This window comes from Kitasatospora sp. NPDC015121 (genome assembly GCF_055562955.1).
The window spans coordinates 24,669-38,385 of sequence record NZ_JBVHEH010000047.1; the positions used below are offsets into that span (position 1 = coordinate 24,669).

General features: G+C 75.6%; 12 protein-coding genes and 1 pseudogene. 9 read left to right on the plus strand and 4 right to left on the minus strand.

Going from position 1 to position 13,717, the window contains the following annotated elements:
* Positions 1-103 precede the first annotated feature (103 nt).
* Positions 104-643 (minus strand): EF-hand domain-containing protein, encoded by a 540-nt coding sequence (locus ACZ3J7_RS37940; RefSeq protein ID WP_465627844.1) that lies wholly within the window; start codon positions 641-643, stop codon positions 104-106.
* 426 nt (positions 644-1,069) lie between these two features.
* On the opposite strand from ACZ3J7_RS37940, the gene mmuM reads away from it, so the two are divergent.
* The 6 genes and pseudogenes from mmuM (at position 1,070) to ACZ3J7_RS37970 (ending at position 7,992) form a co-directional block, all read left to right on the plus strand.
* Positions 1,070-2,011 (plus strand): homocysteine S-methyltransferase, encoded by a 942-nt coding sequence (gene mmuM, locus ACZ3J7_RS37945; protein ID WP_465627846.1) that lies wholly within the window; start codon positions 1,070-1,072, stop codon positions 2,009-2,011.
* A gap of 50 nt (positions 2,012-2,061) precedes the next feature.
* Complete coding sequence (locus ACZ3J7_RS37950; protein WP_465627848.1) at positions 2,062-3,303, plus strand: serpin family protein; 1,242 nt, start codon at positions 2,062-2,064, stop codon at positions 3,301-3,303.
* Between the two features lie 135 nt (positions 3,304-3,438).
* A pseudogene (locus ACZ3J7_RS37955) lies at positions 3,439-3,561 on the plus strand (class I SAM-dependent methyltransferase); the annotation flags it as partial.
* Positions 3,562-3,816: 255 nt separating this feature from the next.
* Positions 3,817-4,584: an IclR family transcriptional regulator gene (locus tag ACZ3J7_RS37960; protein WP_465627850.1), complete on the plus strand. Its 768-nt coding sequence runs from the start codon at positions 3,817-3,819 to the stop codon at positions 4,582-4,584.
* Between the two features lie 206 nt (positions 4,585-4,790).
* Complete coding sequence (gene glpK / locus ACZ3J7_RS37965; protein ID WP_465627851.1) at positions 4,791-6,320, plus strand: glycerol kinase GlpK; 1,530 nt, start codon at positions 4,791-4,793, stop codon at positions 6,318-6,320.
* Positions 6,321-6,396: 76 nt separating this feature from the next.
* The gene (locus ACZ3J7_RS37970) at positions 6,397-7,992 is read left to right on the plus strand and encodes a glycerol-3-phosphate dehydrogenase/oxidase (protein WP_465627853.1); all 1,596 of its coding nucleotides are present in this window, start codon (positions 6,397-6,399) and stop codon (positions 7,990-7,992) included.
* Between the two features lie 72 nt (positions 7,993-8,064).
* Here ACZ3J7_RS37970 and ACZ3J7_RS37975 read toward each other — a convergent pair whose 3' ends face one another.
* Positions 8,065-9,474 (minus strand): GntT/GntP/DsdX family permease, encoded by a 1,410-nt coding sequence (locus tag ACZ3J7_RS37975; RefSeq protein WP_465627855.1) that lies wholly within the window; start codon positions 9,472-9,474, stop codon positions 8,065-8,067.
* 90 nt (positions 9,475-9,564) lie between these two features.
* Positions 9,565-10,098 carry a gluconokinase gene (locus ACZ3J7_RS37980; RefSeq protein WP_465627857.1) on the minus strand — a complete coding sequence of 178 codons (534 nt, stop codon included), beginning with the start codon at positions 10,096-10,098 and terminating at the stop codon, positions 9,565-9,567.
* Positions 10,099-10,273: 175 nt separating this feature from the next.
* Between ACZ3J7_RS37980 and ACZ3J7_RS37985 the strand changes: the two genes are divergently transcribed.
* Both ACZ3J7_RS37985 and ACZ3J7_RS37990 read left to right on the plus strand, forming a co-directional pair.
* Positions 10,274-10,972 carry a FadR/GntR family transcriptional regulator gene (locus tag ACZ3J7_RS37985; RefSeq protein ID WP_465627859.1) on the plus strand — a complete coding sequence of 233 codons (699 nt, stop codon included), beginning with the start codon at positions 10,274-10,276 and terminating at the stop codon, positions 10,970-10,972.
* Positions 10,973-11,210: 238 nt separating this feature from the next.
* A complete protein-coding gene (locus ACZ3J7_RS37990) occupies positions 11,211-11,516 on the plus strand; it encodes a hypothetical protein (RefSeq protein WP_465627861.1) in 306 nt (101 codons plus the stop codon).
* A gap of 7 nt (positions 11,517-11,523) precedes the next feature.
* On the opposite strand, the gene ACZ3J7_RS37995 is transcribed toward ACZ3J7_RS37990, so the two are convergent.
* On the minus strand, positions 11,524-12,291 hold the full coding sequence (locus ACZ3J7_RS37995) for a helix-turn-helix transcriptional regulator (RefSeq protein ID WP_465627863.1): 768 nt from the start codon (positions 12,289-12,291) through the stop codon (positions 11,524-11,526).
* A 109-nt stretch (positions 12,292-12,400) separates the two neighbouring features.
* On the opposite strand from ACZ3J7_RS37995, the gene ACZ3J7_RS38000 reads away from it, so the two are divergent.
* Complete coding sequence (locus ACZ3J7_RS38000; RefSeq protein ID WP_465627865.1) at positions 12,401-13,627, plus strand: MFS transporter; 1,227 nt, start codon at positions 12,401-12,403, stop codon at positions 13,625-13,627.
* Positions 13,628-13,717: the final 90 nt, after the last annotated feature.

Sequence of the window (13,717 nt, forward strand, 5' to 3'; positions counted from 1 at the left end):
GGCGCGGGGGCCGGGCCGGGGGTCACCGCACGCGGCGGGGCCCGGAACGAGGGGCGCCATCCCCGTTCCGGGCCCTCGGTCGTCAGCCGGGTGTCCGGTCCGCTCAGCGGCCGAGCAGCGGGACGTCGATCTCGCCCAGGTGGTAGGCGCGCACGGCCTGCACCAGCTCCTCGACGGACAGCTGGCCGTCGCCGTTGCTGTCGATCTGGCGGAAGGCGTCGGCCGGGTCGACGTCCGAGACGCCGATCGCGTCCAGCCAGGACTTGAACTCGGCCGGGTTGACCTGGCCGTCGCCGTCCACGTCGACCAGCTCGACCATGGCCTGGATGGTCGGCTTGACGACGCGGCCGAAGCCGGCGCCGCCGTTCTCCAGGATGTGCTCCTCGGCGATGTGGTTGAACTGCTCGGGGGTGAGCGCGCCGGTGTGCTCGTCGATGCCGGCCTTGTCGGCGAAGAAGCCCCACATGCCGAGGTAGGCGTCGGTCAGCTGGCGGGCGGCCGGGGAGCCCGGGGCCTCGCCGAAGGCCTGCAGGATGCGCTTGGCCTCGGCGTCCCAGTCGGCGCGGTCGATCTGGCCGTCGCCGTTCACGTCCCAGAGGTCGAAGCGCTTCTGGGCACGGTCGAGCTGCACGGAAGTGGTCATGGTGGAGGTTCTCCAGTGTGGGTCTGGCGCGGGGCACGGCCGCCCCAGGGACAGGGTCGGCGGGTGGCGCCCGCGGTGTTTTCGGACGCGCCGTCACACAATCGGTGCGGCAACGGAACGTCACACTACCGCCACGCTGTGCGACGGATCGCGTGCGTGCCGCCAACCGGGTGAGTTCTGCCGTTCGTTGACGGCCCATCGGCTCGACGGCCCATGAACTCGCTCCGCCGCGCCACGATTTGGGGACACCGTCAACTGTTTCGGCGCGCACCTCCCGGGCGGGTGACCCGGGCCCTTCGGTCACCGGCCGGGCGTCACGCCGCGTTTACGATCGAGGGATGGCCGGGCGCACCCCGCGGCGGGCCGCTCCCGCCCCGGGGGCACCCCGGGGTCGCCGGGGGCCGGAGCCGGGTGCAGGCTGGGAGGATGGCGACGGACTTCGGCTCTTCCCCTTCCGGTGCGGCCCTGGCGGCCGCGGTGACGGCCGGACCCGTACTGCTCGACGGCGGGCTGTCGAACCGGCTGGCCGAGCAGGGCTGCGACCTCTCGGACGGCCTCTGGTCGGCCCGGCTGCTGCTGGACGAGCCGGGGCAGCTGGTGGCCGCGCACCGGGCGTACTTCGCGGCGGGCGCGCAGGTGGCGACCACGGCCAGCTACCAGGCCAGCCGCGCGGGCTTCGCCGCCCGCGGGGTGGACGCGGCGAAGACCGACCGGCTGCTGGCGCTGAGCGTGGAGGTGGCCCGGCTGGCGGCCGAGGAGGTGTCGGCGGAGCTGGGCGACGGCCGTCCGCGCTGGGTGGCGGCCTCGGTCGGCCCGTACGGGGCGGTGCGGGCGGACGGCTCCGAGTACCGGGGCCACTACGGGCTGTCGGCGGCGGAGCTGGCGGAGTTCCACCGCCCCCGGCTGGAGGTGCTGGCGGCGGCCGGGCCGGACGTGCTGGCGGTGGAGACCGTGCCCGACCTGCTGGAGGCGGCCGTCCTGGCGGACTGCGTGCGGGGGTTGGGGGTGCCGGTGTGGTTCTCGTTCGGCGCGGCGGGCGGGCTGACCCGGGGCGGGGAGCCGTTGGCGGAGGCGTTCGCACTGGCGGCGGAGGTGCCGGAGGCGATCGCGGTGGGCGTGAACTGCTGCGCGCCGCAGGAGGTGGACGCGGCGGTGGCGCTGGCGGCGGAGGTGACCGGCCTGCCGGCGGTGGCCTACCCGAACAGCGGCGAGGGCTGGGACGCGACGGCCCGGGACTGGACGGGCGAGGCGGCGTTCGACCCGGCGCGGGCGGTGGACTGGGTGGCGGCCGGGGCCCGGCTGGTCGGCGGCTGCTGCCGGGTCGGGCCGGACGGGATCGCCCGGCTGGCGGCGGCGCTGCGGACCTGAGCCGCTCCCGATTATCGTCAAGGCGACGAAAAACGGGTAGTCTCCCGGGCATGAGACCGGACGACGGACCACGGGCCCGGACCTTCTGGGCGCCGACCGCCCGGCCGGCCGCGACCGGGCGGGTCAACGCGCTGGGGGCGCGCTGGGGGCGGGAATTGGACCTCAGCGACGGCAGCCGGGCCTGGACGGCGCTCGGCGTCTGGCCGCTGCTCGCGATGCTCGCGGCGGGCGCGGACGGCCCGGCCCGCACCGAACTGGCCGAGGCCCTGGGCGTCCCCGCGGAGCACGCCCCGGCCCAGGCCCGCGAGCTGCTGGAGCTGGTGCGGGAGGTGCCGGGCTGCGCGGCCGCGCTCGGCGTGTGGACGGCGGCGGACGCCGAGGTCGAGCCGTCCTGGGCGGCGCTGCTCGGCCCGTCCGCGCACCGGGAGTTGACCGGGGACCGGAGCAGGGACCGGGCGGCGTTGGACGGTTGGGCCGAGCGCTCGACCGGCGGGCTGGTGCCCGGGATCCCGCTCGACCTCGACCCGGACACCAAGCTGGTGCTGGCCTCGGCCCTGCTGGTGCGCACCCGCTGGCCGGTGCCGTTCCGCCCCGGCTTCACCGAGGTGGCGGCGGGGCCGTGGGCGGGCCGCCCGGTGGGCGGGCTGGAGCACGGCGGGCCGGAGCTGTTCCGCCGGATCTCGGTGGCGCGGGGCGCGGCCGGACCGGTGACGGAGGTCCGGGTGGCGGGCGGCGGCGGGATCGACGTCCACCTGGTGCTGGGCGGACCGGACGCCGCCCCCGGCGCGGTGGTCACGGCCGGGTTCGACCTGGTCGCGGGCGCGCTGGCCCGGATCCCGCTCACCGACCTGCCCGACGGCACCCCCGCCCCGGGCCTGCGGCTGGAGCCCCGCACGGACGGCCGCCACGAGGACCTGGGCACGCTGCGGACCGTCGCGTTCACCGTCCGCGCCCAGCACGACCTGTGCGAACGCGCCGAACTGTTCGGCCTGGTCGCGGCCGGGGCCGCGGACGGGGGGTGGTTCCCCGGCATCAGCCGCCGGATGCCGCTGTACGTGGCGGAGGCCGGGCAGAGCGTGCTGGCGGCCTTCTCGGCCGAGGGCTTCGAGGCGGGCGCGGTCACCTCGGTCCGGGCCCGGCTGGGAGCGGGCGTGCCACCGCGCCGGGAGCGGCCGCGGGCCGCCACCGCGAGCTTCGACCGGCCGTTCGCCTTCCTGGCGGTGCACCGGCCGACCGGTCTGGTCCTGATGGCGGGCTGGGTCGCGGAACCCGCGGACGAGCCCGCCCGGTAGCCGGTTCGGCGGATCGGGCGGCGCCGGGCGGTGCTCGCGCGCCCGGTTTCGTGGCTTCGGCCAGGAGGGCGCGGCCCGGCCCCGGCGGGAGGATTCCGGCGGGGGCCGACACCACGGAGCGAGGGGACCTGACGGATGGGCGAGCGGCTGTACGACGGGATCGGCGAGGCCTTCGAGGGGTTCAAGACCCTGCCGCTGGCGCGGTACGGCGAGGTGCCGGGGTTCCTCGGCCCGGTCGGGGACGTGCGCGGCGGGTCGGCGCGGACACCGCGATCGGTCCGCGGGTGCGGGTGACGGCGCTGCTGGAGCCGCCGGTCTCGTTCCCGGCGAACCCGCCGCTGACCGTGCTGCGCTGCCGGGCGTGGTGGACGGGCGGGTGGCCCAACAGGACGGGAGGACGGGAGGACGGGAGGGCGGGGCCGGGCGGTCGGGTAGTACGGTCGTCCGGGGTGCGTCGCCCCGTTCCGGGATGGTGGTCGGCATTGTCGACCGGTGGTCAGTGGAGGTGGGCGGGTGCCCGGTGCGATCCAGTCGCTGTCGCGGGCGGCCGCGATCCTGCGCCTGCTGGCGGGCGGGGAGCGCCGGCTCGGCCTGTCGGAGGTGGCGACGGGGCTGGGGCTGGCGAAGGGCACCGCGCACGGGATCCTGCGCACGCTGCAGCAGGAGGGTTTCGTCGAGCAGGACCCGGAGAGCGGCAAGTACCAGTTGGGCGCGGAGCTGCTGCGGCTGGGCCAGAGCTACCTGGACGTGCACGAGCTGCGGGCCCGGGCGCTGGTGTGGGCGGACGACCTGGCGCGGGCGGCCGGCGAGACGGTGTACCTGGGGGTGCTGCACCAGCGGGGGGTGCTGGTGGTGCACCACGTGTTCCGGCCGGACGACTCGCGGCAGGTGCTGGAGGTCGGTTCGATGCAGCCGCTGCACGCGACCGCGCTGGGCAAGGTGCTGCTGGCGTACGACCCGGTGGCGCGCGGCGAGTTGGGCGACGGTCCGTGGGAGGCGTTCACGGCCCGGACGGTGACCGGGCCGGACGCGCTGGACGCGCAGTGCGCGCTGGTCCGCGAGCGCGGCTGGGCGGACGCGGTGGAGGAGACCTGGGAGGGCGTGGCCTCGGTGGCGGCGCTGATCCGGGACCGGCGGCGCAACCCGGTCGGCGCGGTGTGCGTGTCGGGCGCGGTGGAGACGGTGTGCGGTCCGGACGGCGCGGTGCGCCCGGCGCTGGTGGCCTCGGTGCGGACGGCGGCCCGGGCGATCTCCCGGGACCTGGGCGCGCACCGGTTCTGAGCCCCGGGCGGCGAGCGGGGTGCGTCACACCGCCTTGACGGGGGGTGTCCGGCTGCGGTTGGCTGCCGAAGGCCGTTCGACATTGTCGAACGGCGTCCGGGGGCTTCCGGTGGGTCGACCGCCCGCCTGGTTTGCCGGACCCGCGCGCACGGGGACTGACGAATGGTCACCCCCGCCCCGTTGACGTCCGTGAGCCGAGGAACCGCATGACCGCCAGCCACATCGCAGCGATCGACCAGGGCACCACGTCCAGCCGGTGCATCCTGTTCGACGCGGACGGCCGGATCGTCGCCGTCGACCAGCAGGAGCACGCGCAGATCTTCCCGCAGCCCGGCTGGGTGGAGCACGACGCGGCGGAGATCTGGACCAGGGTCCGCTCGGTGGTGCGCGGCGCGCTGGAGCGGGCCGGGCTGACCTCGGCGGACATCCGGGCGGTCGGCATCACCAACCAGCGCGAGACCACGGTGCTGTGGGACCGGCACACCGGCGTCCCGGTGCACCACGCGATCGTCTGGCAGGACACCCGCACCGAGGCGCTCTGCCGCGAGCTGGGGCGCAACGTCGGGCAGGACCGGTTCCGCCGGGAGACCGGCCTGCCGCTGGCCAGCTACTTCGCCGGTCCGAAGATCCGCTGGCTGCTGGACCACGTCGAGGGGCTGCGCGAGCGCGCCGAGGCCGGGGACGTGCTGTTCGGGACGATGGACAGCTGGCTGATCTGGAACCTGACCGGCGGCGTGGACGGCGGCCGGCACGTCACCGACGTCACCAACGCCTCCCGCACCCTGCTGATGAACCTGCACACGCTGGAGTGGGACGAGCGGATCGCCGAGTCGATCGGCGTCCCGCTGGCGATGCTGCCGGAGATCCGCTCCTCCGCCGAGGTGTACGGCGAGGCGGTCGGCGACCTGGCGGGCGTGCCGGTCGCGGCGGCGCTCGGCGACCAGCAGGCGGCCCTGTTCGGCCAGACCTGCTTCGCCGAGGGCGAGGCCAAGTCGACGTACGGCACCGGCACGTTCCTGCTGCTGAACACCGGCGAGCGGATCGTCAACTCGTACCACGGCCTGCTCACCACGGTCGGCTTCCGGATCGGCGACCGGCCGCCGGTGTACGCGCTGGAGGGGTCGATCGCGGTGACCGGCTCGCTGGTGCAGTGGCTGCGCGACCAGCTCGGCATCATCTCGACCGCCGCCGAGGTCGAGACCCTGGCGGGCACCGTCGAGGACAACGGCGGCGCGTACGTGGTGCCCGCGTTCTCCGGCCTGTTCGCGCCGTACTGGCGCTCCGACGCGCGCGGCGTGATCACCGGGCTGACCCGGTACGTCACCAAGGGGCACCTGGCCCGGGCGGTGCTGGAGGCGACGGCCTGGCAGACCCGCGAGGTGGTGGACGCGATGGAGAAGGACTCCGGCGTGACGCTGACCGCGCTGAAGGTCGACGGCGGCATGACCTCCAACAACCTGCTGATGCAGTGCATCGCCGACGTGCTGGACGTCCCCGTCGAGCGCCCGTACGTCGCCGAGACGACCGCCCTCGGCGCGGCCTACGCGGCGGGCCTGGCGGTCGGCTTCTGGGACGGCCTGGACACCCTGCGCGCCAACTGGCACCGGGCCGCCGAGTGGACGCCCCGGATGGCCGCCGACACGCGCGAGCGCGAGCACCGCAACTGGTTGAAGGCCGTGGAGCGCACCATGGGCTGGATCGACCAGGACGAGCAGCCCGAGCAGCCCGGGGCCTGACCCGGGACCGCCCCGCAGGACCCCACCCGACCGGAAGGAGCGGCGGACCCGGCCCAGGGCCGGTCCGACACACGCCATGGCAACCACCCCGCCCACCGTCCCGACCCTGGGCGCCGAGCGCGCCGCCGGCCGCGTCGCCTCCCGCGCCGCCACCCGCGAGCTGCTCGGCCGGGCCCGCTACGACCTGCTGGTGATCGGCGGCGGGATCCTCGGCACCGCGACCGCGTGGACCGCCGCCCAGGCCGGGCTGAAGGTCGCCATGGTGGAGGCCGGGGACTTCGCGAGCGCCACCTCCTCGGCCTCGTCCAAGCTGGTCCACGGCGGGCTGCGCTACCTGCAGACCGGCGCGGTGCGGCTGGTCGCCGAGAACCACAAGGAGCGGCGGGCGCTGGCCACCCACGTGGCGCCGCACCTGGTGAGCCCGCTGACCTTCTTCGTCCCGGTGTACGAGGGCGGGCCGCACTCGGCGCCGAAGCTCGGCGCGGGCGTGTTCCTGTACTCGGCGCTGTCGGCGTTCCGCGACGGGCTGGGCCGGGTGGTCTCGCCGTCGGCGGCGGCCCGCGCGGTGCCGGGGCTGCGCACCGAGGGGCTGCGGCGGGTCGCGGTGTACGGCGACCACCAGATGAACGACGCCCGGATGGCCGTGATGACGGTGCGGGCGGCGGTGGACGCGGGCGCGGTGGCGCTCAACCACGCCGAGGTGACGGGGCTGCGCTTCACCCGCGGCCGGGTCACCGGCGCGGAGGTGCGCGACGCGCTGGACGGCACCGAGTTCGGCGTGGACGCCCGCCTGGTGCTGAACGCCACCGGCCCGTGGGTGGACCACCTGCGGCGGATGGAGCACGCGGGCGCGGCGCCGTCGATCCGGCTGTCCAAGGGCGCGCACGTGGTGCTGCGGCGGCAGGCGCCGTGGCGGGCGGCGCTGACCATCCCGATCGACCACTACCGGGTGTCGTTCGCGATCCCGTGGGAGGACCACGTCCTGCTCGGCACCACGGACGAGGAGTACACCGGCGACCCGCTGGACGTCCGGGCCACCGAGGCGGACGTCGACCAGATCCTGGCCGAGGCCGGGCACGCGGTGCGGGACGAGCACCTGCGGCGGGAGGACATCACGTACGCCTTCGCGGGCCTGCGGGTGCTGCCGGGCGGGCCCGGGGAGACGGCGGCGGCCAAGCGGGAGACGGTGGTGACCGAGGGCCGGGCCGGGATGCTGTCGGTCGCGGGCGGCAAGTGGACCACGTACCGGCACATCGGCCGGGTGATCCTGGAGAAGCTCAAGCAGGCCCCGGGCGTCGGCCTGGCCGAGGACGTCTCGGCGATCCCGCCGACCGTCCCGCTGCCGGGCGTCGGCGCCCCGCAGGCCGTCGCCCGCCGGCTGCTGACCGACCGCGAGCCCGGCGGCCGGATGGACCCGCTGGTGGCCCGGAACCTGGCCACCCACTACGGCACGCTGTCCTTCGAGATCGCCCGCCTGATCGCCGAGCGCCCCGAGCTGGGCGAGCGGATCCACCCGGACGGGCCGGACGTGTGGGCGCAGGTGGTGTACGCGGCCGAGCAGGAGTGGGCGTACACGGTGGACGACGTGCTGCGGCGGCGCACCACGGTGACGGTGCGCGGGCTGGACGGCGAGGAGGTGCGCGAGCGCACCTCGGAGCTGCTGGCCCCCTGACGGCAGGGCGACGCCCTCCGGGAGAAGCGGGAAGTCCGGAGGGCGTCGCGGTCTGGGGGCCGGTGCCGGTGGTCAGACGATCAGGCTGAGCGGCAGGATCAGGGCGATGGCGACCACAGAGATGATCGTCTCCATCACCGACCAGGACTTCAGCGTCTGGCCGACGCTCATCCCGAAGTACTCCTTCACCAGCCAGAACCCGGCGTCGTTGACGTGCGACAGGAACAGCGACCCGGCGCCGATCGCGAGCACCAGCAGCGCGGAGTGGCTGGTCGACATGTCGGCGGCCAGCGGGGCGACGATGCCGGCGGCGGTGATGGTGGCGACCGTCGCCGAGCCGGTGGCGAGCCGGATCAGCACCGCGATCAGCCAGCCCAGCAGCAGCGCGGAGACGTGCCACTTGCCGGACCACTCGCTGACCGCCTGGCCGACGCCGACGTCGATCAGGGTCTGCTTGAAGCCGCCGCCCGCGCCGACGATGAACACGATGCCGGCGATCGGGCCGAGCGCCGAGCCGACCGTCTCGGAGATCCGGCCCTTGTCGAAGCCGGCCGCCCGCCCGAGGGTGAGCATGGCCAGCAGGGTCGCGGCGAGCAGCGCGATCAGCGGCGAGCCGATGAAGTCGAAGACCCGCTGCACGGTCGCCTTCGGGTCGTCGACCAGCACGTCCGCCAGCGCCTTGCCGAGCATCAGCACCACCGGCAGCAGGATGGTCGCCAGCACGGCGCCGAACTTCGGGCTCCGCTCGCGCTTGACCGTCTCCACCGGCTCCACCGGGGAGGTGTCCGCCGGGATCTCCAGCGGGCCGACCCAGCGCTGGGCGAGGCGGCCGAACAGCGGGCCCGCCACGACCAGGGTCGGGACGGCGATCAGCAGGCCGAGCGCCAGGGTGACGCCCAGGTCGGCGTGCAGGGCGTCGACGGCGACCAGCGGGCCGGGGTGCGGCGGGACGAGGCCGTGCAGCACCGAGAGGCCGGCCAGCGCGGGGATGCCGATGCCGATCAGCGGCGCGTTGCCGCGCCGGGCCACCAGCAGCACGATCGGCACCAGCAGCACCACGCCGACCTCGAAGAACAGCGGCAGGCCGAGCACGGCGGCGATCAGCGCCATCGCCCAGGGCAGCAGCTTCGGGCCGGTGCGGGCCAGCACGGTGTCGGCGATCGTGTTGGCGCCGCCGGAGTCGGCGAGCAGCTTGCCGAGCATCGCGCCGAGGCCGATCAGCAGGCCGACCGAGGCGACGGTCGCGCCGAAGCCGGTGGAGAAGCTGGCCAGCAGCTTGTCGAAGGGCGCGCCGGCGACGGCGGCGAGCAGGCCGGAGCCGAGCGTGAGGGCCAGGAACGGGTGCAGCTTGAGCTTGGTGATCAGCAGCACGATCGCGCCGATGGCGAGCAGGACGGCGAGCAGCAACTGGCCGTTGCTCGCGGTGTGCGGCAGCGCCGGCGCGCCGGCGGCCAGCAGGGTGGGGGTCACGGGGGTCTCCATTGACGAGCCGCCTCCGGCCGGCTGTCGGGCGTCCGGCGGCGGGGTTGTGACGTGGGGGGTGCGACGCGGGGGGTGTGACGGGGGGCCGGTTCAGCGGTGGCGCCGCGCCAGGGCCGCGACGGCGCGGTCGACGAGCGTCCCGGGGTCGGCGCCGACGTCCAGCGCGGTGCCGTCCTCGTCCGCCTGCAGCGGTTCGAGCAGGGCGTACTGGGAGTCCAGCAGCGAGGGCGGCATGAAGTGGCCGGTGCGGTGCGCCAGCCGGTCGCCGATCAGGTCGTGGCTGCCGGTCAGGTGCAGGAAGAACGCGTCCGGGCAGGCGGCGCGCAGCACCTCGCGGTAGTCCCGCTTGAGCGCGGAGCAGGTCACCACTCCCCCGCTGCCGGCCGCGGCCCGTTCCCCGAGCCAGCCGCCGAGGGCCCGCAGCCAGGGCTGCCGGTCACGGTCGTCGAGCGGGGTGCCGGCGCTCATCTTGGCGATGTTGGCGGCGGGGTGGAAGTCGTCGGCCTCCGCGTACGGGAGGCCGAGGCGGTCGGCGAGCAGTCGGGCGACGGTGGTCTTCCCGACTCCGGAGACGCCCATCACCACGACGACGGGCGGCTGCTGGTTCTCGGCGCTGAGAGCCATGGGTGGTGCTCCTGTCCTTGCCTGCTTGCGTGGGCAACCTTGGCGCAAAGGTATGACTTATTCAAGCGAACGAAACCCAATCGTCATACTTTTGGGTGTTCGGGCTGGTGAACGGGGGTGCGGCCGGGCGGAACGGAGGCCGCCTTCCCGCTGCGGGCGCCGATAAGCTGGGCGGATGGAGATCCAGGGCCTGCCCGGCCGCCTGCTCGCCGCCCTCGGCCCGGCGATCGCCTCCGGCGAGCTGCCGGAGGGAACGGTGCTGCGCGCCGAGGAGCTGGAGCAGCGGCACGGGGTGTCCCGCACGGTGGTGCGGGAGGCGGTGCGGATCCTGGAGTCGATGCGGCTGGTGGAGCCCCGGCGGCGGGTCGGGATCACCGTCCGGCCGAAGGCCGACTGGGACGTGTTCGATCCGCTGGTGATCCGCTGGCGGCTGGCGGGCGCCGACCGGTCCGCGCAGCTGCGCTCGCTGGGGTCGCTGCGGGTCGCGGTGGAACCCGCCGCGGCGGCGCTCGCGGCGCGGCACGCGGACGACGACGACCGCCGCGAACTGAGCGCGCTGGCCGTCGAGTTGACCGTCACCGCGCGGGCCGCCGACCTGGACGCGTTCCTGGCGCACGACATCGCCTTCCACGCGGTGGTGCTCCGGGCCTCCGGCAACGAGATGTTCGCGCACCTGAAGGACACCGTGGGCGCCGTCCTCACCGGCCGCACCGAGCACCGGCTGATGCCGCACCGCCCGCGCGAGTACGCGGTGCAGCTGCACCGGGACGTCGCGCAGGCGATCTGCGCGGGCGACCCCGGGCTGGCCGAGCGGGCGATGCGGACCATCGTGGTCGGCGCGCTGGAGGAGCTCGACGCCACCCTGCCGAACTGAACTCGCCCACCCCGCCCGCCCCCTCGACCGGCCCGACCGGCCCCGGTCGTCCCGGGCCGCCGCGACGGCGCCCTTGCGGGGCCGCATACGATCCTGACGGAGTGCGCGGAGCGGGCTCGGTGCGACGCGCCCGCTCCTGGCGGGATCGGCCCGGTCGGCGGCATAGCCTCGGCCCGACGGGGCAGAGCACACCTTGGCGCCCCCGGACGGCGGGGCGGGACGTACACGGGGGGTGGCGATGGCCGTTCGTCGACGCGGTCGGCTGCCGGACGAGGTGCGGGCGGCCGCGGTCCGGGCGGGCATGTCGTTCGCGTTCACGGTGGTGGCCTTCGTGGTGGCGCTGTTCGCCTCCTGGGCCCGCACCGGCCTGCTGACACCGGCGTTGGCGCTGATGGCGGTGGGCGTCTTCCTCACCGCCTGGTGCCTGATCGACGTGGTGGTCTCCCGCCAGGTCGCCGCCTCCCGCCACCGGGTCCCCAACTCGTCCGCCCCGCTGGACGGTTCGCGCGGGTACGGCCCGGAGGGCCGGGCGCGGCACCGCTGACGGCCCGTCAGTCCTGTTGGTAGCGGCCGGGCGTGGTGCCGAAGGCGTGCCGGAACGCCTCGATGAACGCGCTCGGCGAGCGGAAGCCGCAGGCGGCGGCCGTGCCGGTGACCGAGCGGCCCTCGGCCAGCAGCACCAGGGCGTGCTGGAGGCGCAGTTGGGTGCGCCACTGCGGGAAGCCGAGACCGAGCTCGCGGTGGAACAGCCGGCTGAGGGTGCGTTCGGCGGCGCCGACGGCGCGGCCGAGTTCGGCGAGCGTGCGACCGTCGGCCGGGTCGGCGGTGAGCAGTTCGGCCAGGTCGCGCAGCCGCGGGTCGGTGGGCCGGGGCAGGCCGAGCGGGAGTTCGGGGGCGTGCCCGAGCTGGTCCAGGGCGGCCTGTTCGAGGGTGCGGGCGGGCCGTCCGGCGGGGGCGTCGGGGCCGGTCAGGTGGGCGATGATCTCGCGCAGCAGCGGGGTGACGACGAGCACGGCGGGGGTGGCCAGCCGTAGCGGATTGGTGCCGGCCGGGTAGATCAGGCAGCGCAACTCGCTCGGACCGTGCGCCTGTTGGGCGTGCGGCACACCGGCCGGCAGCCAGACCGCGCGGTGCGGCGGGACGACCCAGCGCCCGTGCGGGGTGCTGACCTCCAGCACGCCGCGGCCCGGGGTGATCAGCTGGTTGACGTCGTGCCAGTGCCAGTCGATCCGCTGCCGGTGCGCCAGCGGGTGCCGGCTCGGGCCGGTCTCCTTCTGGTGCACGGCGTCCTGCGCGCCGGATTGGCGGGTTGGCGACATGGATTGGCAGAGTACCGGAAGCCCGCACCCCGCCCCGGCCGCCAGGGTGGTCCGCATGACGAGCGAGACGAGCAGGACGGCGGCCGCGACGGCCGGGACGGCGGCCGGGATGGCGGCCGGAACGGGCGGGACGGCGGCCGGGACGGCGGGGACCTGGCGCCGGATGCGGCTGTGGGGCGCGGCGCACGCCGTGGACGACCTGTACCAGGGCCTGGTGCCCGCGGTGGTGCCGTACTTCGTGCTGGAGCGCGGCTACGGGTACGTCGCCGCGGGCGGGCTGACGCTGGCGGCGACGCTGGGCAGCGCGGTGCCGCAGCCGCTGGTCGGCCTGCTGGTGGACCGGCGGCCGCTGCCCTGGCTGGCGGGCGCGGGGCTGGCGCTGGCCGGTCTCGGGGCGGGGCTGAGCGGGCTGGCGGACGGGTACCCGCTGGTGTGGCTGCTGGTGCTGCTCTCCGGCCTGGGGGTGGCGGCGTTCCACCCGGCGGCGGGGCGGGCGGCCTGGGAGGCGGCGGGCGACTCGGCCGGGGCGATGAGCGTGTTCGCGGCGGGCGGCAGCGTCGGGTTCTTCCTGGCGCCGGTGCTGGCCACGCCGCTGCTCGCGGCGTGGGGCGTGCGGGCGACGGCGGTGTTCGTGCTGCCGGCGCTGGTGATGGCGGCGGTGCTGTTCCGGGCCCGGCACCGGACGCACCCGCACGCCGTCGGCGGGGCGCGGCGCGGCGGGCGGGACCGCTGGCGGCCGTTCCTGGTGCTGACCGGGGTGGAGGTCGTCCGCTCGGTGGTGTTCTTCGGTGTCAGCACCTTCATCGAGCTGTACTGGCTGCGGCAGTTGGGCGCCTCCCACCTGCTGGCCGGGGCGGCGCTGACCTGCTTCCTGCTGGGCGGCGTCGCGGGCACCCTGGGCGGCGGGCGGCTGGCCGACCGGATCGGCATGGTGCGCACCGCGCAGTGGGGCACCGCGCTGGCCGTGCCCGCGCTGGTGCTGTTGCGGGTGACGCCGGGGGCGTGGGCGCCGCTGCTGTTCGCGGTGCTGGCGGGCGCGGCGCTGAACCTGCCGTTCGCGGTGCTGGTCAAGCTCGGCCAGGACTACCTGCCCAACCGGCCCGGCACCGCGGCCGGCGTCACCCTGGGGCTGGCCGTCAGCGTCGGCGGCCTGATCGCCCCGCTGTTCGGCCTGGTCGCGCAGCAGCACGGTCCGCAGGGCGTGCTGGCGCTGCTGCCGGCCGTCCCGCTGCTGGGCGTCGCGCTCGGCGCGTTCATGGTCGAGCCGGGCCGCTGGAAGGACGGGGACGACGCGGCCCCGGCGCCCGAACCGGCCGGGAGCGGCGCCGCGTCCTAGTAGTGCTTTGTTAGGTGGTGCGTGGGCTCTGGTCCCGGGTGGGTTTCGGCTGTTCTCTGGAGGTATGACTCCGGATGAACTGGGCTCGTT

Bases quoted from the DNA above. Each gene is read 5' to 3' on its own strand.
- ACZ3J7_RS37985 (WP_465627859.1), top strand. From the start codon at position 10,274: ATGGAGATCCAGGGCCTGCCCGGCCGCCTGCTCGCCGCCCTCGGCCCG.
- glpK (WP_465627851.1), top strand. From the start codon at position 4,791: ATGACCGCCAGCCACATCGCAGCGATCGACCAGGGCACCACGTCCAGC.
- ACZ3J7_RS37970 (WP_465627853.1), top strand. From the start codon at position 6,397: ATGGCAACCACCCCGCCCACCGTCCCGACCCTGGGCGCCGAGCGCGCC.
- mmuM (WP_465627846.1), top strand. From the start codon at position 1,070: ATGGCGACGGACTTCGGCTCTTCCCCTTCCGGTGCGGCCCTGGCGGCC.
- ACZ3J7_RS37975 (WP_465627855.1), bottom strand. From the start codon at position 9,474: ATGGAGACCCCCGTGACCCCCACCCTGCTGGCCGCCGGCGCGCCGGCG.
- ACZ3J7_RS37940 (WP_465627844.1), bottom strand. From the start codon at position 643: ATGACCACTTCCGTGCAGCTCGACCGTGCCCAGAAGCGCTTCGACCTC.
- ACZ3J7_RS37980 (WP_465627857.1), bottom strand. From the start codon at position 10,098: ATGGCTCTCAGCGCCGAGAACCAGCAGCCGCCCGTCGTCGTGGTGATG.
- ACZ3J7_RS37995 (WP_465627863.1), bottom strand. From the start codon at position 12,291: ATGTCGCCAACCCGCCAATCCGGCGCGCAGGACGCCGTGCACCAGAAG.
- ACZ3J7_RS37950 (WP_465627848.1), top strand. From the start codon at position 2,062: ATGAGACCGGACGACGGACCACGGGCCCGGACCTTCTGGGCGCCGACC.
- ACZ3J7_RS38000 (WP_465627865.1), top strand. From the start codon at position 12,401: ATGGCGGCCGGAACGGGCGGGACGGCGGCCGGGACGGCGGGGACCTGG.
- ACZ3J7_RS37990 (WP_465627861.1), top strand. From the start codon at position 11,211: ATGGCCGTTCGTCGACGCGGTCGGCTGCCGGACGAGGTGCGGGCGGCC.